The following is a 26225-nucleotide window of genomic DNA, read 5'->3' on the forward strand; positions in this document are numbered from 1 at the left end:
GACGGTTTCTAATGCGGGTTTCCCCTCGTCACCTTCTGTTGTGAATCCAAACCAATGAGTCGGCCACTCATCGGTTGCTACTCTGTGCGTTTGATCGTGTCTCACCGGAATATACGACTGTGCTGCTTTAGCAGGTGGGTCCTGGTATAGGGCCTGGGTATCGGTATTCTTGAAGGTTGACGCAGCAACTCCGACCCCGATACTTCGTAAGAAATCGCGTCGAGATGCTGTGTTTATATTAACCATCGTACTTACTGGTGGGTGATTTGGCTGTTAGTTGTCGATGTGTCGTTCGAGGGCATCTTCTAGCTCTTTGTGCGGATTCTTCCAGCTCTTAGCGCCGACAATCGCCTCGTCAATTGTCGTGAGAATTGTATCAACCACCGTGTCGAGGTCTGTACCACTCACGTGGTCGGCTGCGAGTCGGATTTCGATCCATCCGTCAGTCTCTGTCTTGCGGTCCCACGGATCCTCTCGTGTGAGCCTGCAATCTGCAACTACGTCTAACTCCTCGACAGGTCCAGTGATATCCTCGGATTCGATGTCCTGATCGTCGATTGAAAGAACAAGCAGACTGCCCTCGTTGGCACGGTTTCCAATCCGGGATCCTTCTGGCCGGACGTAGATCGGCGGGTACTCATCGTTTTTGAACTGTAGTGACGTAGACTTAGGCGAGGTATACTCGAAGTCGTGGCTCCGAGTTTCGGATGGAATACTGTTTGATGGCTCCACTTCCTCAAGCCGTCGGCGGATAGCGTCCCGAACAAATTCCGATTCGGTGCCGTATCCGGCTGATTCGTATGCTTGCTGGATCCGTTCTGCGAGTTGATCTGGTATCTTTGGCCTCATACGTACCGGCTGTGAACATATATTGTACGCAAAATGTATTAATGTTTTGGAAGTGATACCGATGGACTGCTTGTTCATCGCGCAACTGTCGCTTGAGACAAGCCCGGCCCGGCACACCTACCCAATCAGTCAGAATAGACTACTGCGTTGGCGACCGGTCGAATTCAAAGAAAAGTACAAGAGGACTTCCCGTCATTATCCCCTATGGTTACTTTTGCAGAGCAAAACACGAAAGACTCCACAAAACCCTCTGTTCGTCGGTGTGGCGTTGATTTAGCCTTTGATGATGAAGGAACTCCCCTGTCAGCAGTTGCCCGCACAGTCCTACATCAAACTCAACCACAGGTCCGCCGTGAGACACAAATCGCATTCTCAATCCACGATGGCGTCGCAAAACTAACAGGATTCGTCAAGCCAGACCAGCCGGCAGTACCACACTTCAAAACAGTCCCAACAGCCTGCGAGCAAGTTGCCAATATAACCAGCATCGATACAGTTGAACACCCGTCAAAAACACTTAACCGGGTTTTTGAAAGTGGCAGACACCTTGACCAAGGGAATAAGAACTAGAAGACAGTTGGTGGCGCCTGACTCAACAGTAGGACAGTCGATGGCTCCGGTAGCCTTTTTATGAGTATAACTTTAGTTAGACAGCCCTCTCAGCGCTCCCACGGTGACTTTCCAGACGATCTAGTTTACGGGATACCAACCCGACAGAATATCGGCTTCAATCGTTGTTATCGCTGTATGTAGGAACTGAAGAGCTTCAACCGTTTTTCCGAAGCCACATTCGACTCGCAATACTGGAGCTATGAACTTCCAAATAAGACGACCAAAGAATCTCTAAGGATTGTCTGGCTGTTCTCTCTCGGGTACGTCATCCAGTGTCGAAACGTCTGAGATTGCCTGTAGACTGCTTCTTGTATTCCAAACTAGTTCTTTTTCGTCTTTGAACTCACTGACTTTCAGATTGGACAGTCGATACCACTGGCCTCGTTCAAGAGTGGGTGGATCATCGCTTGCCCAAGAGACAAATCGTGCAGACCCGCCGTATCGGTCGCTTAGAATGCCTCTCTGGTGTTGTTTCGTGAACGGGTCGAGTAACTGCTTAACGCGCGCTGTAACAGTCATTGATTTACCAACTTCGTCAAGCGGTTCCACGTGTCCGGCATCGACGGTTTCAGTGTAGTCGTCGATTTCGTCGAGGAATCTCGACTGGTGGTCACCGCGGGTGAGGATGTCGAGTGTTCGTTTGCTTCGCGTGACTGCGACGTAAAACGCACGGCGTTCCTCTTCGATGCCGCCGACAGTTATGGGTTGAACCGGGGAGAGAAGTTCGCCTTGACGACGGTTCGATGGGAAGCCGTAGGGGCCTTCTGCGGCGTGAACGAGAATGATGTGGTCTGCTTCCCGGCCTTTGGCTTGGTACAGCGAATAGACAGCCACCCCATCTTCGTTATTGTCTGGGCCGTGGTATTGGTCGGATTTGCCGATGTACGGGATCTGCTGTGCTTGCAGTCCATCTTTGATTTCGGTGAGATGCGGGACAGCATCATCGTACCGACACAGAATCATAATATCGTCTGGTGCTGCGCCGTCTGCGAGGTACTCGGCCACGAGATCAACGGTATACTTACGGACACGACGGACGTAATCGTAGAACTGGTAGCCACGCAGTACGTGGACGCTGGGGGTCGTCTCTCGGTCAACCGCTGATCGGACCGTCTTCGTAAGCTGGGTTGAGTTGTTTTCGATCAACGCGTTCCCTGCTGTGACAGCTGTCGAAGGCGATCGGAAGTTCGTCGTGAGATCTGTCCGGATCGGGTCGTCGAAGTACTCGGCAAAGTCTGTGAAGTACTCAACGACTGCCCCTTGAAACGAGTAGATGCTCTGCCAATCATCGCCCACAGCGAACAGCTTCGCGCCGTCTGTTCCGGTTAGTTCTTGAATCAGATCGAGTTTCCCCTTCCCGATATCCTGAAACTCATCCACGAGTAGATGCTCATACCGGTCGGTGTAGGACTCCGGATCTTGTTGAATGGTATCGACGGCGTCGTGCACCATATCCTGGAAGTCAACTAATCCGTTCCGCGTGAGGTAGCGCGCATACTCCTGTAAAAGGTGAATGCCGCAGTGTCCAAAGTGGTACTGCCGCGGATTCGCTTCCGAAAGCTGGGTTTCGATCTCAGAGGGTGTAAACTCGAATCGCTTCGCGTTCTCAATGAAATTAACAAACCGGGTTTTAATCCATCCTTCGCGGTGATTGTACTCAAACGCCGAATCGACCAATTCCTCGAAATCCAACCGGTCCAGCTTGACGCCGTGGTTCGTGAGTCGATGTCGAAGACCCTGTTTGAGCCGATCGGCTTCGTGTTCGAATTCGTAGGTTCCAACCAGCGTGTAGTCGGTATCGGTGAACTGGGTCCGCGCCCACGCGATTTTCTCACGGTACTCCGCGGAACTTTGTGAGAACCACGCCGCTACCGACCCGGACTCGTCAACCCCCCAGTGTTCGATGTACAGATCATACTGTGGCAGATAGAAGTCAGGGGTATACCCAGCCTTTTCAGGATCCGAGTCAGCCCACGTCGCCCGGTCCTCATACCGGTACTCAACCTGGTGCGTATAGAGGAAATCAGCGATCAGTTTCTCAGCCCGTGACTTCACCTCAGTACCTCGCAGCGTCACGTACGTCTGCTTCTGGCGGGCGTCCACGTACTCCTCGCGGGTGTCGAAGTCCGCTTCATCGTAGTACACATCGTCAAAGTGCACGAGGAACTCGTAGTAGTGCTCTAAGAACTCCGATGAAGTGTCTTGTTTGCGGGCTTGGCTGATCTGCCGGTCAACTACGTTGCGCTGTTCGTTTGGATCAATCGACTCAACAAAGCCGTCTTGAGACTCCTGGATAAGCCCGTAGCCAAACGAGTGAATCGTCTTGACCGGCACGGCAGTGATCCCGAACTGATCTTGTAACCGTGTACGCATTTCGTCAGCCGCTTCCTTGGTATACGCAAGAACAAGGATCTCTGTGGGATCGACACTCTGGTGCTGGATGAGGTACGCAACTCGTGTTGTGAGTGTGAGTGTTTTCCCGGTGCCAGCGGCGGCGATCACTTGATTATACGTCCCGTTGCGAATCACCGCCTTCTGTTGCTCCGGTGTGAGGTCTAACTCAGTATCACCGATTGCGGAGAATAGATCTGCACACCGCTTTCGTTCTCGTTCAACGAACTCCGGATTATACTCAGATGGGCGTAGCTCCGATTGGATCGTCTGTATGCCTTGTTCAAGTGTATCAACACGCTGTATGTCAGCGTCCGCCAATAGAGAAAAGTCAACTTGTTGTCGGAGATCAGTGAGATCCCTTTTGATCAGTTCCGTCTGCGTACAAAGGCGGCTATATACAGACTCCGTTAAATACTGTCTATAATTAAGATATGGTGCAGCGTCGGTTTTCAGCGTCTGAAACGCCGCTAAACACTCATCAAATAGTTTATCGAAGGTGGTTTTCGCTTCGATGAATGCCTCAAATTCATCGAGTTGCGTCGTGTGCCTGAGTAAGGTATTAAGTCGGTGTGTCTTGATCTGGTCGCTATATACCGCTTGCTGAAAGTTCTTGATTGACTGGCGAAGCGTCTCAATCTGATCTCTAAGTTCCTGAACATCGGTCAGTTTTTTTCCGTTACTTCGAGCCGGGGTGAGTTGCTGGTGGAGTTCCGCTATGCCCTCGTCAACTGCTTCATATGTGTGCTCAAACTGCTTGCGGGCGTACTGTACCCGTGATTGTTTGAGATCCTCGTGTAATTCGGACAAGGCACGCTGTAGTGAACGGGAACGTTCAGCGACTGGATGTTGGATCTGGCTGTCAACGGAGACTTGGTGTGTTGCTGCGATCTCGTCACGTAGCTGTTTCAGTTGGGTAAGTAGGTTGTCGTCAGCCAGATATTGTTCAACTTCAAGATACGGTGTACTCTGCTGTTTTAATTCATCGTGTGACTGTTCCCAATCAGCTATCTCTTTTTCCAAAGTTGAGATGGTGGTTTGACGCTGGGATTCAAGCCGCTGATGACGCTTCTCCCCAACTTCTACGGAGTGCCGAAGTAGCGTTCGAGCAGAGCGAAGATCTGTAACCTCTTCTTCTTCGAGAGAACTGGCCTCTGGCCCGGAAAGGATGCGTTCGATTTGTGTGAGGATATTTTTTTCATCCGCGACTGCTGTCTCGATAGCTAAGATATATTCCTGTAGTGCCTTGTACTGGTCTTGTGGCTCCACTGAGGCTGGGAACTGAGACTCGGCAATCCTCGTTAATCGTTCTTCAGTAAGACGAATTGTGGTGTGGCCCGACTGGCTAGTGTGAAATGTGTTTTTATCCAGGATGTTTGACTCGATTTCTAAAACTGAGTCAATAACCGTCTCATATTCGTTCAGTGCGTATTCTCGTGGTGCTTTTTTTAAGTCCCAAATCAACTGCGAGACGGTCATTAGTAAGTTATGACACCGGCTTACGACCGGATGATCAAGTTTCCTTCCTGTCTGTGAGATAACTATGTTTAGATCCTGCTGTTGCTCTAACGGGTGCTCAACCGGCTCAGTCATCGAATCAAACTCCAACGCAATCTTCTCGAATAACTTTGTCGCGTCGCTGAGCACCTCGTTATTTCGCGGATATTCATCGAGTTGAACAAGCGACTGGCCCCGGGTTTTCAGTCGCTGGTATTTTTGTTCCCAGGATCTCACTCGATTCTTGAGCTGTGTCACCCTCTTCGCTCTTTCACGTTGCGTTTTTAACGTGTGTAGCCGTGATTCACCCAGATTCACAGAGTAACTGAGAAATCTCTGAGCTGTAGCTACGAACTCACGTTCTTCACGAGTTAAAAAAGCCGCAGTCGGCTTCAAGAGAAGTTGCTCAACGACCGAGAGTACTCTTTTTTCTCTTTCCAGAGCTGTCTCAATGATTGCGATCTGTCTGGAGACTGCCTGTTCATTTGGCTGTATATCAGCAGATGCGGGATAACAAGACTGGTCAATCTTATCAAGACACTCCCCCGAAAGTACAGACTGTCGGCCAATATTTTCAATACTGCTCTTACTCTGTAACTGATTTGTAGCTTCACGGCATAGTTCAACGATTTGATCATACTGGCTCACCACGTGGCCTCTATACTCGGATAACGTTTCGGCGTCAACACTCGTAGGAACAAAAAACTGCTTCCAGATCATATCCGGAAGCACAATCCGTCCTAGAATTGACCTTGATTCAGAGACGTAGGCCTTGATTTCGTCAAATGTACTCCAATCAGGATCCTTGACCGGGGGATCAGGAAGCGGTTTTGAAGAAGATCCGTCCGTCTGCACCGTACCACTTCCCTTTGTGTGACCGAATATATACTTTACTCTGGAACCAGTGCCACATACCGTTTGCTGGGGGTTTCAATCAGTTCCTACCGCACAGTTTTTCACCGGTATGAGAGGTGCGAGACTGTGCGGAGTCCAGCAAGATTGGCTATAATCCAGATAGCCGTATCGGTTTCCCGAGCAATTGACTCCTTGTTTTGACGACACGGATATATTACTGCTCAAATAATGTACCGAGGTGATCTCATCCTCGGAACCCTCACGTTGATGCTGCGAGGTTTGCGTATTCTACTCACTCTCTTCTCCAAACTTGCTTTTCCCCTTTTTTACCATTTCAGATGGTTTGACGACATTATCGTTGAAGAAGTACTCTTCAGCGGAACGTCCAACGGCCCAAGTTGTCCCCGCGGCTACTGTAGCTGAGACGGCTGCACCCACTCCTGGGACGAACTGAATTAATGATCGTGCAGCTGACCGCGCAGCTAGGCCTGCAACAGTCGTTCCCCCCATCGCCGTTAGGTAATCCTCAACGGTAGAAATTCTGAATTCACCTGGTACATCCTGTCGAATTCGTCTCCTCCACGGAGAATGTACTTCCCAGAGGTGTAGAGAATAATCAGCTCTCCATCTTCCTCAAACCGAAAGAAAGCAGCATTGTATTCCGGATCGAAGTTAGCCACCGGGAGCTCGGCATCTTCAACGATTTGTTCGATATCGACTTCGATCTCCAGTGTGCCCAAAGCTGCTATATTGACGACCTCCACCTCTGATTCGGTCATTTGTTAGTGGTTCTTCATAGGCTGCAACAAGACTTGAGATATTAAACACGGTGGTGGATTGCTCAGGATTGCTCTCGCTACTATTCCTTCTCAATCCGGAGGAAGTTCAGCATACATTCCTGCGGAAGGATTCCACCGTGGTAATATCTGGCGTCGGTAAGCCCGCTTTTGCTGTTGTACTGTCGAGGTTTGGCGAGCAATCGAACTGACGTTTTCAGATACTCTGTTCCGGGTGTCTGACCCGTGACTCGGACACCTGTTCCGGCGTCCTCGATGTCGTCTCCAGCGATTCGCCGATATTTGACCTCTCCATCACCGTCGTAGCTAGAAATCGATTCCATCGTAGTCCCCTTCGGGAGCAGGACGAATCCGTGATCCGTCACGACGTAGATTCGATCCCAGTTTTCGTTCTCTAGCTTCTCTGTAATCAGATCGTAGAGTTCGTCGATGTAACTGGTGAAGTGACTCTCTGGATTATCGAGTTCATTCTCACCGATGTCGTCGATGTCCTTGTCGTAGTAGGCGATTTGGTGGTGTTGCCACCCGGAATCGCGATCGTCCGGTACGTCCCATCCCTCTCGTTCAAGGACTTTCACTCGGTTTCCTTTGTTGTCGAGACGCTGGCCACCTCGTTCGACAGAGAGTTTCCCGTTCCGGAGTTTGACACGGAACCTGTGGGATCGCCCCGGTGTGAGTGCAGCCATCCCGAACTTGGTCTCCGATGGAAGCGTGCTAACTCTGGTCTCTTCGGCGATCGAATAGTCTTCTCGAAGGCGGTTAGCCAGCTCCCGAGCGAGGTCTAATCGCAGCGCATCAATCAGAAACAGGGCGACTGTTTCTCCTGTTGCGAGATCCTGCTCGTTGTCAGTCCACCACTCGTAGGCAGCGTCTTCCCCCGCCAGAGGCGATCCAGTACTGAACGAACTGACTACTGCCTCGCTCATCTCCTCAAGATAGTTCATATACCGCGTCTCTAAGAGCTCGGCGCGAATCTCAGGGAGCGATTCCGTCGCCGGGTGAGAGTTGAGCAGTCTCTCTTGCTCGGGTTCACCTGTGATCTCGAGCTCCAACACCCCATAGTCGATCTTCCAGGTTCCGTCTTCCTGATCGGCATACTGGTCGAAGGGGTCGAACGACTGGGACCGCTCTTCCCAGGCTGCAAACCGCAATTCCAACTCGGCTACCTGTTCGGCTTGTTCCCAGAGCGTCGTCCAGGGAATATCGTCCGGATACACTCCAAGAGCTTCTTGGCGTTCGTTCGCCCTTTCGACACACTCCGTGTACTTCCCCTCTTCTAATGATTCGAGCCAAGCATTCCACAGAGCGGCATCAAGAGCCCCATCAACCGGACAGGCCGCGAGCTCCCACGCATCGTCGGATGATTCGATTACGTCCCCCCAGTAGCTCTCGCTCAGATAGCGCTCTGCCAACCGCTTGCTATGTCGGGAATCGACAATCCGTTTTAGTGGATTGATGTCGCCAAGGGTGCTACCCACGTTTCCATATCCCTCGGGGAAGGCGTCGACATCCAATCCCTCAGCGACGAGCCAGCGAGCAACGGCCCACTTCCAGACAACGTCCTCGATCTCCTCTGGTGTTTCAGCATTGTCTGCGGGAGCGACGTGCCTGTCTTTAAGCGACTTTTGCACTCGGGCAATCGTTTCATCATCCTTGTCGATTTCTGGCCATCCACCTTCGAGGAGGTGTTCTAAAATCTGGCCCTCTCCCTTTGTGATTATCTCACCGATCAGGTCCCCGTAGCGTGGAATTCCACCGCTTGCGAACTGAGTTTTGATTACATTCGCCGCAGTTTCGCGGTCAGATTCCGTCCCTCGCTCAACATCATAGACATCCCAGGGATTGACCTCATACAGCTCGGCAGTTAGCTGTTCGATCGTGAGTTCGATTTCACCGCCAGTTTCACGGATGTCTCTGAACCAGTCACGATTCTCCTTCGCTTGCGGGATGTACCAGACGTGGGGAGTCTCCGGTTCGTCGATTGCGTTTCTTCTCAATTCGAGAGGGAACTGTTCTGCCTCCGAGAACCCCACGCCGATCCGGTCTGCAGCAGCACGGACGACCTCTCGGAGGTGTCCTCCGTCGTCCCACCAGACGACTCGAACAGCTGTCGCGTAGTCGTCAGGAAATTCATCTTCTAGATGAGCTTTCGCCTGGTCTTCGAGTGTCGTCGTCGGTTGCGATTTCATCGGTCTGCCTCCTCTGTATCGATAACCACAATAGTACCCTCACCTGGTTCGGTCACATCTGCCCAGAGCTCGTCGACAGATGGTCCGTCGTCATCTTGGCCATCATCGTCTTCATCATCCTCATCATCATCGTCCGTTGACTGGAGCTTTGCATCGGCCTGTTTCACCAACGCTTCTGCTCGAGACGGTGTGACGAGGTCTGGTCCACTTAGCGCACGCTTCACCTGCTTCGTGATGAACGCCTCAGAATGTTCTGGGTTGAGTTCCTCGTACCGAGATTCGAGCTGGTTGTAGAGTGGACCATCTGGTTGATCCTCAAGTAGTCCTCGTGCCTCCTCAAGCTGGCTAGCTTCGCTGACTGCGTTCCCGGATGCGATATCGGATTCGGAGATTTCATCCGCGGATTCAGCGATCTCATCGAGTTCTCTGAGTGACTCGAAATTCACTCCTGGAATCGTCTCGGTGACGGTGTCGATTTCCACGATTATGTCTTGATCCAGTAACGCTTGCTCGACCGCTGAACAGAGCTCCGAGATCGAATCCGCTTCAGGTGCGGTTCCCGTGAGAAGGTGGTAGAGTTCACTAATCTGTGAGGTACGGAAGTCCTGAGCCTCTGTCTGGTGCTTAGTCAGGCTCTCCTTGGATGGGATGCGCGACCCATCGACGGCGTCCTCCATCTTGTAGGTAATCGCAGCATCTGGGTACAGTGATCGCATCGTCTCGAGTGTACTGTTGAACTCATCCCAGAGCGGCTCCTCGCCCTCGAATAATGGTTCAGCTTTGTGAAACCACTCTGCCTGCGTTGGTACTGGCGATTCAGTCAGTACTGCATCGTCGAGTTCGCTACCAGCCATCCCTGGTTCTAACGCGTCACGGAGCGCATCCAGCGTGATTTCTTCGTCAAACTCGAGATCCACACGAGCACAGATGTTCCGAATACCCGAACTATTCTTTTCTGCCCATGATGCGAGATTGGAGAGCCAAGCGGTCGGATCGTTCCCTTGTGGAGCGAATCCTCGGAGAGACTGATAGACCGCTTTTAGATTGCTACTTCCCTCAATGTCCACGGGATCGAATCCAATATCGATGTCACGGATATCGGAAAGACGTCGCATCACGCGACCGATTTCGCCCGGGTCTTCGATACGGACCCCATCACGTCTGATCTCGATTTTGTTTGCTGCGGCAAGCGTGATCAAAAGCGCCGCCAGTGCCTCGCGTGGCGTCCCGAGATATTTCCCCCGTCGACCAGCGATTTCTTCGAGGACAGTCTCTCCACTCACTAATTCCTCTCCAGCGTAATCGTTGAGGAACTCTTCAGCCCACCCGTCACTAATCTCTCTCGGAACTGTCTTGACCCCGAGCATTTCTGCGTCGTCGCTTGAGAACGGCCACGTACCATTCCCGTTGAAGAACTCGAAGAGGGTCCGAGCGTCGTCAACCTCCTGCAGCCGTGTATCGAGTGTTTTCCTGTTCTCGAATTTCTCTCTGACAGCATCAGCGAGCACACTATCGATGTTGCTTAGATACGTCCCTCGCGTCGTGTTATGGTCCGGCGTATAGAGCTTCGCGCCATAGAGGAGTTCCTCGATCTCATCTTCGACGGTCTCCTCCTCCTGTTGTTGCTCGATACGGAGTTCTGCGCTAGCCCCCGGCTCCAATAACTTATCCAACGCAATCAGATGCCGAATACTCTCGCGAAGGCCCTCTGAAAGCTCAATAACGATAAGGACGTCTTCAACGCCTTGGTCACCAACGTTCGCCTCCTGCCATCTTGTTCGTGACTCTTCTATTGTATCCGGGTCAGCCGCTAGTACCCTGGCAACTACACCATCGAAACGAGGTTCCGGTGAGGAGTCGACTTGGTCTAATACAGTGTAGCGGAACGTATACGGGGCGTCGGAGATCCCATCGATATTCCGCGTTCGGAGTGAATCATCCGCGGTCAACCGACCACGATCCGCCTCCCGAAGAATGTCCTCAATATTGTACCGGACTTGATGTTGAGGAAGCCCTGCTGCCTCCCGGTGAATCTGATCCCAGAACTCGACAATCTCCTTCGACAGGATTCTATACGTCTGCGGTTGGACACTCTCGTCGGTTCGAACGAAGTTGTCCTCCATCAGCGCTTTGAGGGCTTCCTCAACATCGCTTTCGAGCTGATCGATGTCAGTATCTACTGAGCTAACCAGCAGCCGTGTGATGTTCTCCTTCGTTGTTGGGACGGCGTCGACCTGACCAAGGAGATAGAGAACTTTCGCGACACTCACCCCCATCTCGTCAGTCGTGTTCTCGACTTTCTGGATCTGGTCCTTTGCCCACCCCGGAATGTCCGTTGTTTCGCGCTCAATCAAATCATAGATTTCATCCCACGCAACGACCGCTCCAGGCTCTTTCTGGGACCAATCAAAGCTGGTGAAGAGAGAACGAACGAGAATCAGCAGCGCTCGTCCCTGAACATACTCTCTGTCCACTTCCAAGTCTTCTTTCTTAAGACTCTGCATGACCTCGCGGAGCAACCAGAGGTCGTGTTCACGGAAGGGATACGCCTCTACGGGCTCTCCGACGTCGGTGTATTCTGAAGCGTCGGCAAGTTCTAACTCGAAGTCAGGAGCCCGTTCGAGCAAGTCGTGTACTGTGTTCGCCCCGGAATCTGACTTTCGGAGCCACCGCTTTCTGACTATGATCTCGGTATCGGCACCCCGGAGCGGAATTTCGTTCGTGTACCACGCCTCAGGATCGACCTCTCCCATGAAATCCTGCTGCATGTCCCGCAGCGACCACTGTCCTGTTCCCAAAATTGGGGGGTTAATGTCGGCGATGAGTGTGTCGACCGTCTCCAGGAACTCTCGATAGCGGTGTTGCTGGTCACCGACGTAAATGGCGACTTCGTCGAGCCCGATGAGGAACTCGTACGTTTCGCCTGATTCCTGTAAGTAGCGCTTCGTTCGGTCCAGCCGTTCTACGAGTTCATCGGGTGTGAACGCCTCAGTACTGATCCGTCCCGTGGCTTGCTCGATTGATTCCCTGACGCCATCTTTTGTTGCATAGGACGTGCCGTCAGTCTCGTCCATCTCGGGAAGTGCTTCATAGAGCCATGGACGGAGCGCAGCCTTGTCTTGTGCTGCTTCCTCTATCGACATTCCATCGTGTTCTACAGAGCGTACGGCTTCCCAGAGCCCATGCTCGATCTCTAGTGTCCACGCCCACTCGAGTAACCAGAGTGGGTCAGTCGGGTAGTTGAGCTGATTCCCCAACTCCTCGTAGATCAGGAGCGAGAGCGTTGAGTCACGAACCTTGTCCCGGTCGAGAAGGTTCATGAACAGGGGGACCAGGTGGTCGATGTGGGACGAATTGAGCCGGTCTCTGAATTCCTTGAACCCAGAGAATTGGCTCGACAGCTTTGGAGCGACCGTTTCGAGCCCCTCGATCTCGCCGGTCGCGATTCCGATCAGCTTCAGAAGGTGCGTTTTCCCGGATCCGAAGGTGGCATGGACATACCGGAAGCGTGGCTGTGATCCTGTACTGTTGACGACTTCTCCAAGTTCTGTGAGTACCTTTCGAGCGCTATCAGTCTCGTAGAACTCGTCGATGTCGCGTTCGGCTTGGCCGATTTCGTTGACTTTCTGTACTTCTTCGAGTTCTCGCGTCGGCGAACGAGCAAACAGTGATTCAAGTGTCGTATCAGTCATCGAGATACACCTCGGTGATTTTCTCGTCAATTCGGTGGGCCGGGTAGTAGTGGCGTGCGTCCTCGTTGAAGAAGCTCAATTTCCCGCCTCTAATCGAACCCGGGAACGGGATTCCGATTGTAGTATTCACGTTTCGGCGGTCCATCTCATCGAGCAGCTCTGAGGCGCGGGTGAACGGATAGAGGCTTCCGAGGTTCACCAGCAGAAGGATATGCTGCTGCGCGTTCTCGCCTTTGAGTTGTCCTTCGACGAGTTTCCCGATGAGTTCGTCAGCTAGACTCGTTTCGAGTGTCTCCGTTACTGCGTTCGTGGTGGTCCGCTCAAGAGGCCCGAGATCGAGTGTGGTTTCGAAAACACGCGTCTCGGGCATCAGGTGATCGAGCCGAACACACTCGACTGTGAGTTCGTTGCCGGCCTGGTTCTCGATGCCAGCCCAGTTCGTCAGTGTATCTGGTGTTTCGGGGTCTGCCCACTGAACTAACCGTTCCGTCACCCGGTGTTCAACAGATGGTTCGACTGGCACCATGACGAAGGGATTTCGAATTCCTCGCCGTTCGCCACTTGCGAAGTCGACCAATTCCTCGGTAAATCTCTTGAGCGGGTTTCGCGTCGACGTCATTTGATAATCACACCTCCATCGATCTGTTCGATCGTCAGCTTCCTCGACTTCACGAGACGCTCAAATTGGCTCTTGAGTGCAGACTCATCGCCGAATAGCACACCTACGCCTTCGATTTCCTCGGGTCGAGTCCCACCGACCAACTGCTCTACAGTCTCGTACTTTTCTCGATACGTGTCGACTCGGTCCTCAGTGAGGCTGTCCCAATCCGTCGTTGAGGATACCGTCCCGAGCGCTCGTTTCAATGTGCGTTCGTCATGAGTTCCTGGTTCCCGGTTCGTTAGCGCACTAATGCAGGCTTGGATGCTTTCATGTGTATCTTTGAAGTGCCGAAGTGGGCGGAGATATCCGGACTGGAATCCATCGTGAACGCTGTGCTCAGGGAGCTGTAGGGGCGGGATCAGCCATTGATGCCCCTCGAGTTCCGTCACTAGCGATTTCGCGTTGGTCTCTGCCACTTGAGCCGACCAATCCTCTTCAAGCGCTGAAATTGCAGTCAATCGGGCATCCAGTGACTGATCAAAGGACTGCCAGCCCTCCTGCATCCACCACTCCCGACCAGACTCGTTTTCGAGCTGTTGGCTCAGTTGGTCCAGTGCGTCGTAGAACGACTGGCTAAGCCAGTCAATCTCCAGCTCTCTGAACCGCAGTAGCCCGTCGAGTTGTAATAGATAGGATTCTCTGGAATCCCATCGATCCTCAACCGCAGTCAACCACTCTTCATCACTCGCCACTTGATCGATTATCTCTTCCCAGTCCGTATCGTCAGCAGCGATTGCGTCGGCGCGAGATTCTGCGCTATCCGCCAGTTCAGAGAGCGCATTGCTGAATGACGCAACCAGAGAGACGAGTGCATCGCTCTCTATTTCAGTCTCTGTACTGACTTCTGTCGTCTCTGCAAGCGTGCGCGCTTGCCTCTTGACCGACTCATTCAGTTCTTCAAGGGCAACGATTCCCTCGTCGACCGTTTGAATCGGGTCGATGATCCCAGCATCGATGAACTGTTCCTTGAGCGACGTCGACGACGGTGCCGTTCGCAGCTTGATTTCCATCTGCTGAGAGAGCGTCAGCAGTTCATCCGCAGCGAGAGCCTCTCCGTCCTCTGCAACGGGACGGAACTCTCCCGCACGACACAGCCCCCAGAGGACCGCCGTTACTGCCGGCTTGACCTCTCCGTAGAACGGCGTCTCCTCGGTGATTTTCTCGAAGAGCGCTGGCAGACCCATCTCGTTGTCATGGTCAACCAGCGTTCGACCGACGGCGCCTCGAATCTCTTTCGCAATCGTCCCCATCGTGGACACCTCCGCATCTGGTGTTGGGACATCGATTTTCTGTGCCCACTCCGGGTACTCCTCGTCGTCGTTGAGTCGCTTTAGCTCCGAGAGGTAGCTCTGGTCCACCTCGAGCATGACGGGATGGAAGAACGAGGGATAGGCACGGTTGATGCACTCTTTGACCGCAGACTCGAGACCACGTGGTTCCTGAGATTCAACCTTGTACGAGCCATCTTTGAGCGCGCTCGCGAGCTTACTTTTCACCCTGTCCGCTGCATCGTCGACGTCGCGGGCTATCGTATCGGGTGTTTCCGTCTCGGCCGTCGCTTCGTGGAACGACCACCACTCGATGAGCTGGCTTCGGAGATCATCCAATCCATCCTCCTTGACCGACCAGTAGATCGTTCCCTCGTTGACTTTCTTCGAGTCGACATCAGGTCGCACACCCCGGATAACCACAGTGGCTTCGAGGGCACCCTCGTGTTCGTCCGCCCCATCTAGTGGTTGTCCATCGATGGAGAAGTTGTACGAGATGGGGTAGTTGTCGCCGTCCCCACCGTAGGGAACCGACGTTGGGAGATTCAGACGAGGGCTGATGTCCGCCCAGAGTTCATTGTCGAAAGCGGTGATAATCTCGTCCCAATCTGGGTTCTTGCGGTTCTTGCGTGCCTCTTCGATGATCTCTCGTTCCTCTCGATCCGTGATTCGAAGGAGAGGACCGTCCTCGGCCGTGTTCGGCCTGATGTACTTGTCGAGGTTCTCCAGTGAATTCTGGACCTGGTTTCGGACGGTCGTCCGCGGCTGCCCGTTGAGGTCGTCCATTACCGCAACCGCGATGTTGGCGTCGTTCTGTGGGACTGAGTCGGGTACGTACGAGAGGAGCAAGACCGCTTTTGCGACCTTGAGATCGAAGTCAGTCGTGTCTTCGTCGGCTTCGATCTCTTCCAGGACTTCGATCTCGTTGGGGATGATGTCCTCGAGCTCGTACCGAATCAGGTCATAGAAATCGACGAGGCTGATGAGGGACAGCTCGTCTTTGCTTTCGTCGCGCATCCATCGGTCTCGGAGTCCGGCAACGATGGCGAGAATCGCTCTCGCTGTTCCAGAGAAGATCGACTTCGTCGAGTCGGCCAACTCGTTCCGAAGGTTCGAGAGTATCTCCAGGAAGAGCGCCGGCTGGTAGGGCAGGAGCGGATAGAACTGCACGAACTCCTTTTCCTTGACTCGATTGAGAGGGGGCTCCGTGTTCTGCCCGACCTCTGAGTAGACGAACGTAGATGTCGGATGTACCCGCGCCGTCAGTGCTTCTGACTCAACCCAGTCTGTTCCTTCTTCGGTCTTCTCGAGGAGGCGACGTTGAACGATTTCCCCGACGTGATGACTTGGCAAGTGGTACTGGTGGGGGAACCGGTCTTTGAGAATCCCGAAGTCGAGTTGCTTCGCGGCAAGTCCTGGTCGGACGTCCTCGATTTGGGACTGCGCTGTCGCGACCATCTGGATGTTCCCCTCGCCAATTGTATCGATACTCTCCGCGAGCGCGTTGAGTTCCGAGAGACGCTGGTAGTCCCCTCCGATGAAGAGCGTCACTTCGTCGACGAGGAGGACGATCTTTACCGGCTTCTCAGGCTCCGCCTCGAGATCTTGCCGATAGGACTCGACGGCTTCGACAGCCATCCGCTGACCGATATCCTGGCGTTGGATGTCCGCTAACCCATCTGCAGTTCCTGTCTCTCGTTCGACGAGCTCCTCTAGGACGAGATCAGAGAGGGTTCGGTACTGTTGGACGTCGTCCCACGAGTACTGATTCGCGTTGGGAACGCCTTCCTCTTTGAGGACCTCTTTCGTGAGTTCGTCACGCTGATCCCACGTTCCCTGATTCTGGTACCACTCCTCGAAGAATGCGACGTCGAGTCGGTTCGAGAGGCCTCGCGCCTGATAGACTGCTTGGAGGATAATCTCACTGAAGCTCTGTTCCCGGACGCTCTGGTACTTCAGGAGGTTGATTGGGAGGGGGACGAGACGGTACTCGTCGAGCATCGAGGACCATGTCTCGTAGAGGTCGCTGTAGGCGCTATCTGAATCCAACCGATTCCAGACCTCCTTTCTGTCTTCCTCTTCGAGATCTGCAGACGCGGTGAGGAGGTTGAGGACGGTCAGCAGGTGGCTCTTCCCGCTGCCGTAGTACCCGTAGAGCCAGTGATTGGCTCCTTTCCGCATCTCCTCGTCGTGGCCGTGAATTCGAGTAAAGAAGTCCCGAAGGAAGTTCTCTGAGGCATCTGTGATGTGGTAGGTGTCGAGGTAGTGGCGGTAGAGCTGATCGCGATGAGCGGCTCTGTCTTCGTCTTCCTCGAACTTCCGGTCGATACGAATCGACTCCTCGAAGGTCGCGTCGTTTTTCTCGAACAGGCCGTCGATGGAAGTCATGCTGAACCCTCTGCGAGCATCGTGTAGAAGTCGTCGACGGGTTCGAACCAGACGCGACTCCGGGCTTCGTGGTGTGTCCAGCCCTCATATCCTGCCAGACGCTTGCTCTGCGGTTCCCAGTACTCTTCGGACTGGAACAGGTAGAGCCAGCCAATCGGCTTCGTGAGCCACTCGTCGCCGTTCTGAGCCCAGGAGTAGTAGGCCGCAACTTGGAGGGGAACGTCGCCGACTTTTGGAGGTTGACCGGCGGTCTCGGTCTTCCCTTCAAGCACACCGATATCACGAAGGGCAGACCTGAGTCCCTGTATCCATCGTTTCTGTGTTGATTCCGAGTACTCTAGCGGCTCGCCAGCTTTGTCGCGGAACTCGTCGAGGATGTTGAGAACAGTATCCGTCTCAAAGTTGAGTGAGGAGGGCCCTTGTTTCATCAGTCGGCGGAGGTACTCGTGGACGACATAGCGGGCCAGTCCGTCGTGGTTGATGAGATAAAGGAAGAGGACCTGTGCCTGATCACGCTCGTTTCGACATTGGTCTAAGATCTCTGGAAGCACCGGGACCGATGGAAGTCCTTCACCTGCTGACTGAAGCCGTGCCCGAATTGCGATAAGTGGCTTTTCAGCGCTGTTCCGACTGCTTCGGTTCGCGACCCGTTCGTCGTACCAGATCTCCTTGACCGACGTCCAATCGAGTTCGTCCGCGTAGAGAGATGCGATATCGTGCGTTCTCTCGGCTTGGATCCCGCAATGAGTCAAATCCGTAGTGATCTTCGATTCGGGGAGTCTCCCAACGAGAGATGGAAGCCATGAGTCCAACTCCCCGTTTCGACCTGTAGCCATACTATGACGAGACCGTGGTATCTACTTAGAAGTTCTTGTGAAGATCTCTGGGCGAATTAACGGATGGCAAGGGAACTTTGATGTGGACTCATTATGAGGTAAGAGACAAGAGCGATACATCATGTCAGGACAATCTTCTCTTGAGGCGAAAGCACAATTGGACAAAGCAGAGCGTGAGCATCTCGAAGACGTTGTTACCAATTTGAGGAAAACCGTTGAGAAGGATATTGAGTATCAGCTTGAACATTCGTACGAGCTAAATAGCGAGGATGGGGGCAAAGGTCTCTCTGACGAAGAGGCAGCTACTAGAGCAGAGTTGGTTACTGCTGTTGAACGAGAGGATGGCGACAAATCTTGGGAGGTGAAATTTGAACGTTATGTGATGGGCGTTGGTTACACAATTGTTAACCGACTCACTGCCCTGCGTTGTATGGAGGTCCGGGGATTTATCGATCGCCCAGTCACTCAATTTGGGGATTCGGGGACGACTCCAGCAGCTGAAAGGCTTGAGACGGATGAATTCCTAGGGCCAAACGAGGCTATTATTGAAGCTTATGATAGGGAATGTGAAAAGCTATCCGAAGAAATCGAGATTCTCTTTGATTCTGACTCACCATACAGCATAATTGATCCTGATGTGGATATTTTTGAAGAGCTATGCCTTGCGCTTGATGATGTACCCGAGGAGCTCTGGCGAGCAGACGATGTTCTTGGATGGGTTTACGAATATTACAATACTCCTAAGCTCCAAGAAGTTCGAAAGAAAGCTCGGCAAGGAAAGCTAAAAGCGGACGATGTCCCAGCGGCGAATCAGTTCTATACCCCACATTGGGTCGTGAGACAGCTCACCGACAATTCACTGGGGAAAATGTATCTTGAAAGCAAAGATGAATTCCATTCAACGGTCGATCAACAATCTCATCTATCTATGTCGGAGAGAAAAAACCGAACTCCACATATTCAGGATTCACCATCGGTTTCGGATTATTGCACGTATTTGATCCCTTCTGAGACAAACCAGGATGTTACTGACTTCCAAAATGTAGAAGAAATCCGAGTAATAGACCCTGCATGCGGGAGTGGGCATTTCCTACTTTACGCATTTGATGTTCTAGAGCGTATTTGGCGGACTGAAACAGAGATACCACCTGAGGATATTCCCAGAAAAATTCTCCGGCATAATCTATTTGGGGTTGATCTAGACATGCGGGCTTGTCAATTAGCTGCATTTAATCTCTATCTTAAGGCAAGGACCCGCACCGAGGCTGAAGGAAAGTCTTCCTTTGAAATGCCAAATATTGGCGTTGTTTGCGCAGATGCACGAATTGCAAACTTCGATGACGCAAGGGAACTATTCGAGGAAGTGAGTGGTGAAAAAGATGAATTACATAAGGCACTCGAAAGTCTCATCGACCAATTCGAAGATGTTCATGGTATCGGGGGGCTCTTAGACGTCAGAGGGACTCTGTCCGAACAATTTTTGGAAACTCAATCAGATACGCTTCAGACTACATTTGAAGACGACTGGGACGCGGATCTAACTCTACAAAGCTTCCTGAATACACTTCAAGATGCTATAGACAAACGAATAAATGGAGACTCGTTTGCAGCCCAAGATTTGAAAAGTTTCGTGCGCCTTCTGTCAGTTCTTGCACAGGATTATGATGTTGCTCTTATGAATCCTCCATATGGATCAGCACAACGCGGTCGAATGCCTCAAACAGTCAAGTCGTACGTTGAAGATCATTACGACTATGCTCCTCAGTATTACCTGAACTTTTTCGAAGTCTGTGATCAGATATCAAAAGAAGACGGCCGAGTCGGTATGCTCGTCCCGCGATCCTTTATGTTCAGTCGGCGTTATCAGAGTTTTCGAGATGATTTTATTGGGAATAAAGGTTCGTTCGACTTTCTTGCCGAATTCGGAGAAGGAATCTTGGATAACGCCACTGTTCGAACTGTCGGAACTGTTGTTAGAACGAGTGGGACAGGAGGTAGTCAGGGAGACTTTTTCCGACTCCATGACATTCCTACAGAACAAAAAGAGGAGACTTTTCTTAATACCGCATTTGGTTCGGATATTTCTGATGATGTTCAACGTCATTACCGGCTTCCGCTGGAAGATTTTAGCAAGATCCCGGGATCACCACTTAGTTACTGGACTCCTGATGAAATTAGAGAATTTCACAATACCGAATTAAAGATAGATCCTGAAGCTGCTAAAGTCGATGGGGAAGCAGTATGTAGGGTCAAAACTGGAATTCAAACTGGGAAAAACCCAAGATTTGTCAGACGACACTGGGAAGTTAATGATGCCGAGGGCTTTGTTCCATATGCTAAAGGTGGTGAAGAAGCCTGGATTGCGCCCCATATCGATCGTTGTATTAATTGGTTTTCTGATGGTGCTGAGGTAGAGCGATACAAAGGTTCAAAAATTTATAATGAGGATTTCTTTGAGAGAGAAGGTTTGACTTGGACCTATAGTAAGGAAACAGGTCGAAGATTTGGTTATTACCCCCCCGGAGGGATATTCGATATTATGGGGTCAATGATATTCCCTCAAAGTGTACCTACTTGGACACTGATGTCGGCTCTAAATTCGACGCTCTATCATGGAATTTTCCTTTCCCTAACACCCGAAAGAAATTGGAAAGTAAGCGACGTAGGGCGGATTCCATGGCACAAAAAGTTTGAAGAACAGAACGATCTGCTAGAAGCTGCTTCTATCGATCAATATGATGTGTCTATTGCATCTAGTGAGGGTGACCCTACGAGTCCATTCTACGTCGCCCCTTCAGTCTATCCTGGTAATCGAGAGTATTTCTATGATCACATATATACGGAGGATTCCAGTCCCCAAGACAGGGAACTATCTTCGGATATGAGCTTGAGTCAGCTATCTAAGTCTGCAAAAATTACTAAGCTAAACCGAGAACAGACTCTGGAAGAGAGTGCGAGCGAGATTGACGATCTAATGTTCAGCGTGGCTGGTGTATCAGAGTCCACAAAAGAACAGTTACTCCAAGAAATCGCTCTAAGGACTTCTGAGGATCCACGAGATCGCAAACCTGACAAAGTTAAAAATGTTGAAGTTACAGAACAAGAAATACGCGCCGATATAAAAGAGCTCATTCATCACTTAGTTCTTGAAATTGTATCGGAAACGGAAGATGGAGTCGTACCTATCCATGCTTCCTCAGAGCTAAAGACTGTCCTTGACGAACTGGAAATAAAGTTTCAAGAAATCTTTGGAGACTATGCAGAGGAAAGATTAGCAGAAGCGGATCAGCTCTTAGGGGACCTTCCCGCGGGTGATTCTCCTTATCCGAATCTGGACCAATGGATTTCAGATAGTCTATTTGATTATCATGTTGGTAAATTCGAAAATACACCAATCGTATGGAAATTATCTACGAATAATTTGGTATCAAATCCTCTCACCGAAGGATTTGCGTGTATACTTGATTACCAACGTCTTGATTCGTCGGTTTTCGACCGACTTGAGACAAAGTACCTTGAGCCTGAAAAGTCGGAATTGAACGAGCGTAGGAACGCAGCCGAACGTCGGAGTAATAATGAATCGCTCTCTACTTCTGAGCGTGCAGAAGCTTCTGAAGAGTACGAGCGTTGCGAAAGCGCCCTTACTCAGATCAATGAGCTCCAAGAAGCCATGATGCAGTTGAGTTCACCCCACGTTCCGGATCGCGATCCACAGGTGGAAACAATTGCTGCAGATCTCAAACCTAAAGTTGTCCGATTCCGTGAACGGACTGTTGAAAGGCTCGAAACGCTTGATGCACTTGTCGAAGAGATGGACCCAGAGAAGTTTGATGAAGTGTTCAGTCCAAAATTCCTACAGCGAGTAAACGAAAATCGAGAGGACTGGATTGAGGCGCTAAAAATGTTGGAGACTGCATGTGCCGAATATAGTAAAGGACCCGAACACCCCGTTGAAACCCACTTGTATGATCTCTTCGTGTATGTGGATGATATTATCGGGTCCACGTATCATGGGAGTAATGACATCACGTTTATGAATCACTATTTCAGCAAGGGGAAAAGCTACCTTGAGGATGGTCGCCCCCAAGACGGGTTGGATAATGATATTCATTTGCTTGCAGAACTCGCTGCAGAGACGGATGAAGATGTTGAGCTCGGTAGAGACGTCAAAGGTGAATGTAATAAACTATCCAAGATGCTTCCATCTGACTGGAAGACTCGGACGAGGTCTGAAATTCTGACTACGGGATACAATCCGGTGAAAAAGTATGGAGTGGAAGTTAATATACAGCCACTAGCGGAGAAAAACATCGTTCCGGAGATCGTCGAGGACAAAATCCTCTGACGAGAACCCCATTTCTCCATATTGGTCCGATCAGAGAGCCATCTCCCTGAACTGGATGGGAACGATTTACAACATAACCGAGAAAACTATGCATTAAATGAAAGCCGCAATATTCACAGAAGGCTCCACAACAACGAGTGAGTCTACGGAGTCCTATTCGGACTACTTTGTGGGATCATTCCTATCTGTAAATAATCTCGCCGAGGAACTTTCTGTCTACTGTGATACTGAGATTCACATACTTTCCGAAGTACATGGCTACATCAGGGGGGAAGACTCAGTACATTCCAAGCAGTCTGTCGATTTTGACGAGTCGTCTAAGAATTTTAAAGAATCTTTTCTATCTCAGATCGGTGACCTAGATGTTGTTGTTATTCTCCTAACCACAGATACATTCAAGCATATTCTTGCTCCGAACTGGGACGAGACCCTCGAGCAATCAAAGCTTGACTCGATATGGTGCATCGGAACTTCCCGCAGCGGTTTGAACTCAGTGAATCTCGAAGCGCTGGAGAGCCAGCATCCCGTTCTCATCTACCAACGTCGGGGTGTTGCACGCGTCGGAACAGAAACTCGAGAGGAACTGATAGACCATATCCGTGCTCGGTTAGATGACTAGAGATTTCGAATCCGGAGACCGAATCAGACTCAACGGTGATCCAGCAGAGGTCATCCGTACGTACGAAGTCGGGGATCTTCCGTACCTCCGGGTCTACGTTGAGGGCGATGGTGCAAAGACGGTGTGCCTTGACCACGTCTCCGTCGAACCAAGCAGTGATGCACTCGATACCCTCGAGGATCAAGTAGCAGACCTCCACCCCCGACACGAAGCAGTTTCGTCAGAATGGTTCGACCTCCGGACCGAGGCGCTCCAGCTCAAGATGGCCCACGAGCAGGGGCAACTCCTGAGCATCTCGAACTCGCTCGTCCGCCTCGAACCCTACCAGCTTGCCTGTGTGAATCAGGTGATGCAGAAGCTCCGCCAGCGAGCACTCATCGCTGACGACGTCGGTCTCGGGAAGACCATCGAGGCAGGCCTCATCCTCAAAGAACTCGAAGCCCGAAATCGAGCCAACAGCGTCCTCTTCCTCGTTCCCGCGCACCTTCAGAAGAAGTGGATTCGGGACATGGAGCGCTTCTTCGACATCGACCTCACGGTTGCGGACCGCCAGTGGGTCGACGCCGAGCGTCGACGACTCGGCGAGGAGGCGAACATCTGGGACCAGGAGGGCCAGCGTCTGGTCACCAGCATGGCGTTCCTCCGTCAGGACGAGTTCCAGTCCGAGATCGAGAACGCCTTCTGGGACGTCGCCGTCATCGACGAAGCGCACAAGGCCAGCAAGCGGGGCGAGTCCCCCAGCAAGACCTCGCTTATGGCCGAACGCGTCGCCAATCACTGTGAATCCCTGCTGTTGCTAAGTGCGACGCCGCACGACGGGAAGGGGGAGGCGTTCCGATCCCTCATCAGCTATATTGACCCGTTCCTCGTCGCCGAGGACCAGGACCTCACTCGAGAGACGGTGAACCGCGTCATGATTCGGCGCGGAAAGGAGACCATCTACGACGATAACGGGGAGCGCATCTTCCCCGAACGAGATGTCCAAACGGCCACCGTCTCGATGTCGCCCGCAGAGGAGCAACTGTACGAGCGCGTGACCGAGTACGTCCGCGAAGTCTACAACCGATCTGACCAATTGAACGAGCCCGCTGTCGGCTTTGCGATGGCGCTCATGCAAAAGCGGCTTGTGAGCAGCGTAGGCGCGATTCGAGAGACACTCCGACGTCGCCTTCACGGGCTGCTCGAACCCGACGAGCGGGGTCTCTCGACCGATGCGACGGCCTACCTCGAAGGCGAGGACCTGGAGGACTCTGACCGTGAACAGGCGGAGCAGGAACTCGAACGGCTCACGGTCGCTCAGGGTGATGAAGCACTCCAGAAGGAGATCGACACGCTGCAGGAACTCGTCGCGATGGCCGAGGATCTGCCGGTCGACACCAAGGCCCGGAAGGTCAAACGCTACATCGAGCAGCTCTTCGAGGAGCATCCGGACGAGAAGCTCATCCTGTTCACTGAGTACCGCGATACGTTGGACTATCTCCTCGATCTCTTCGCCGATGAACCATGGGCAGACGAGATTCTGACCATCCACGGGGATGTGAGCAAAGACGAGCGAACCCGGATTGAAGACGAATTCAACTACGGGAAGTCCCGATTACTGATGGCGACCGATGCGGCCAGTGAGGGGATCGACCTCCAGCATAGCTGCCACATTATGATCAACTACGAACTCCCGTGGAATCCGAACCGCCTCGAACAGCGAATTGGCCGGATCCATCGCTACGGACAGGACAAGGAGGTCAAGGTGTGGAACTTCCAGTTCGATGGCACACGAGAATCCGAAATTTTCGATCTACTCCAAGACAAGGTTGAGGAAATCCGGTCGAAGGTCGGTGCGACGGCAGATGTCCTCGGGATGCTGGACGACGTCAACATCGACTCCCTCCTGATGAAATCTGTCCAGAACCAGGAACCAGCCTCCGCCACAAAAGAGGAACTCGAGGAGTTGATGGAAGAGCGTGAACAGACACTCCTCGAGTGGTACGAACGGAGTCTCATAGACTGCAGTACGTTCGACGCCGAGAGTCGACAGGAGATTCAGTCGATCGTCGACGACTCAGAGGACGTCTTCGGAAGTGAACAAGAGATTCGAGAGTTCTTCACTCGAGCTATCGAGGCATTCGAGGGCTCGGTTGAGAAGCGTGGAAACCAGTTGTACGAGGCAGAAGTCCCGCCTGAAGTGACTGACAGTGGACAGCCTGAGACGATGGAACCGTTCACATTTAGTCGCGATTTCGCCATCGATCACGACGGGATCGAGTACCTTTCTCCGGATGCAGATATTCTGCAGGCCCTCCGCGATCTGGTTCTCCAGCAGGAGCAAGACGCAGGGAAGGCTGGAATGAAGCTGCTGCCATTCGTCGATCAACCCGGCATCACATTCGTCTATAAGGTCGCCTTCGAAGATGCAACCGGCAAGACGATTCGGGAGCAACTTATCCCCGTCTACGTTGATCTCGCTGGACTTGACGCCCAGCGTTCGCTCGGCGAGCGAGTCCTTGATGCAGATACAATCCACGCTCGACCGGATGGAAGCACTGTGTCTCGGTTGCTCACACAACGTGGTGAACTTGAAGATGCTGCGGAAAGGTACATCAGTAGTCTCGTCGCCGAGATTCGTGAGGATTTACTCGAAACGCGCCAGCAGGATGTCCGGAAAGAACTCTCTGACTTGGAATCTTACGAGCAAGCAGAGCGAGATCGAATCCAGTCGTTCATCGATTCGTACGAACAAAAAGCGACAACAGGGTCAGATATGCGCATTGCGATTCGGAATCAAAAACAACGTCTTGAGCAGCTAGAAACCCGGATCGAATCCAGAAAAACGGAGCTGAGGAAACAAGAGCAGGTGATCTCACTAGCCCCAGATATCGAAGCATACTGTCTAACATTACCAGTCTAATCGAGGGGCTGTTACCTATCGTCGAGTTTTTTCGCCTACCCCATGCCCCACTCCATCCAATACTACGTCAACCCGAGCAAGAGCCAGACAGCGATCCGCCAGCATCTCCAACAACTCGTCGAGGAGGTCGAACTTCCCGAGGACCGTCGGCAGAACAACCTGCCATACAAGTTCTGTGGGATCAATGAGAGAAAGAGAGACATCAATTCCTTGACGATCACAAACTGCTGCGTGCTGAAGGGACGTTGCGGGATATTTACGACCAAGTCGAGAAGACGACCGAAATCAAGCGCTACGAGTCTACCCCCCGCCTCGAGCGGTGAC

Annotated in this window: 12 protein-coding genes and 1 pseudogene; 5 read left to right on the forward strand and 8 right to left on the reverse strand. The window is 52.1% G+C overall.

Annotated features, from left to right (window positions below; genetic code table 11):
* Nucleotides 1-273: 273 nt before the first annotated feature.
* On the reverse strand, nt 274-849 hold the full coding sequence (locus NO360_RS18240; RefSeq protein WP_256309262.1) for a ribbon-helix-helix domain-containing protein: 576 nt from the start codon (nt 847-849) through the stop codon (nt 274-276).
* A gap of 204 nt (nt 850-1053) precedes the next feature.
* Between NO360_RS18240 and NO360_RS18245 the strand changes: the two genes are divergently transcribed.
* Nucleotides 1054-1419: a hypothetical protein gene (locus NO360_RS18245; RefSeq protein ID WP_256309263.1), complete on the forward strand. Its 366-nt coding sequence runs from the start codon at nt 1054-1056 to the stop codon at nt 1417-1419.
* A gap of 273 nt (nt 1420-1692) precedes the next feature.
* Here the strand turns inward: NO360_RS18245 and NO360_RS18250 are convergent, their stop codons facing one another.
* From NO360_RS18250 to NO360_RS18280, 7 genes are all read right to left on the reverse strand, one after another.
* Entirely contained in the window at nt 1693-6204 is a 4512-nt protein-coding gene (locus NO360_RS18250) for a UvrD-helicase domain-containing protein (RefSeq protein WP_256309264.1), read from the reverse strand.
* A gap of 515 nt (nt 6205-6719) precedes the next feature.
* Nucleotides 6720-6983, reverse strand: coding sequence for a hypothetical protein (locus NO360_RS18255; RefSeq protein ID WP_256309265.1), 264 nt, complete (start codon nt 6981-6983; stop codon nt 6720-6722).
* An 80-nt stretch (nt 6984-7063) separates the two neighbouring features.
* Nucleotides 7064-9190 carry a BREX-5 system phosphatase PglZ gene (gene pglZ / locus NO360_RS18260; RefSeq protein ID WP_256309266.1) on the reverse strand — a complete coding sequence of 709 codons (2127 nt, stop codon included), beginning with the start codon at nt 9188-9190 and terminating at the stop codon, nt 7064-7066.
* Nucleotides 9187-12882 carry a hypothetical protein gene (locus NO360_RS18265; protein WP_256309267.1) on the reverse strand — a complete coding sequence of 1232 codons (3696 nt, stop codon included), beginning with the start codon at nt 12880-12882 and terminating at the stop codon, nt 9187-9189. Before NO360_RS18265 ends, pglZ begins: the two co-directional genes overlap by 4 nt.
* Nucleotides 12875-13501: a BREX protein BrxB domain-containing protein gene (locus tag NO360_RS18270; RefSeq protein ID WP_006093017.1), complete on the reverse strand. Its 627-nt coding sequence runs from the start codon at nt 13499-13501 to the stop codon at nt 12875-12877. Before NO360_RS18270 ends, NO360_RS18265 begins: the two co-directional genes overlap by 8 nt.
* On the reverse strand, nt 13498-17199 hold the full coding sequence (locus tag NO360_RS18275) for a hypothetical protein (RefSeq protein WP_256309268.1): 3702 nt from the start codon (nt 17197-17199) through the stop codon (nt 13498-13500). The genes NO360_RS18270 and NO360_RS18275 overlap by 4 nt, the downstream gene beginning before the upstream one ends.
* The gene (locus tag NO360_RS18280) at nt 17196-18035 is read right to left on the reverse strand and encodes a BrxA family protein (RefSeq protein ID WP_256309270.1); all 840 of its coding nucleotides are present in this window, start codon (nt 18033-18035) and stop codon (nt 17196-17198) included. Before NO360_RS18280 ends, NO360_RS18275 begins: the two co-directional genes overlap by 4 nt.
* 121 nt (nt 18036-18156) lie before the next feature.
* Between NO360_RS18280 and pglX the strand changes: the two genes are divergently transcribed.
* From pglX to NO360_RS19035, 4 genes and pseudogenes are all read left to right on the forward strand, one after another.
* Nucleotides 18157-22380, forward strand: coding sequence for a BREX-5 system adenine-specific DNA-methyltransferase PglX (gene pglX, locus NO360_RS18285; RefSeq protein ID WP_256309271.1), 4224 nt, complete (start codon nt 18157-18159; stop codon nt 22378-22380).
* A gap of 97 nt (nt 22381-22477) precedes the next feature.
* Nucleotides 22478-22999: a hypothetical protein gene (locus NO360_RS18290; RefSeq protein ID WP_256309272.1), complete on the forward strand. Its 522-nt coding sequence runs from the start codon at nt 22478-22480 to the stop codon at nt 22997-22999.
* Nucleotides 22992-25901: a helicase-related protein gene (locus tag NO360_RS18295; protein WP_256309273.1), complete on the forward strand. Its 2910-nt coding sequence runs from the start codon at nt 22992-22994 to the stop codon at nt 25899-25901. The genes NO360_RS18290 and NO360_RS18295 overlap by 8 nt, the downstream gene beginning before the upstream one ends.
* A 63-nt stretch (nt 25902-25964) precedes the next feature.
* Nucleotides 25965-26224 (forward strand): annotated as a pseudogene (locus NO360_RS19035) (transcriptional regulator); the annotation flags it as partial.
* Nucleotide 26225 lies beyond the last annotated feature (1 nt).

The organism is Halobellus litoreus (assembly GCF_024464595.1).
Taxonomy (GTDB): domain Archaea; phylum Halobacteriota; class Halobacteria; order Halobacteriales; family Haloferacaceae; genus Haloquadratum; species Haloquadratum litoreum.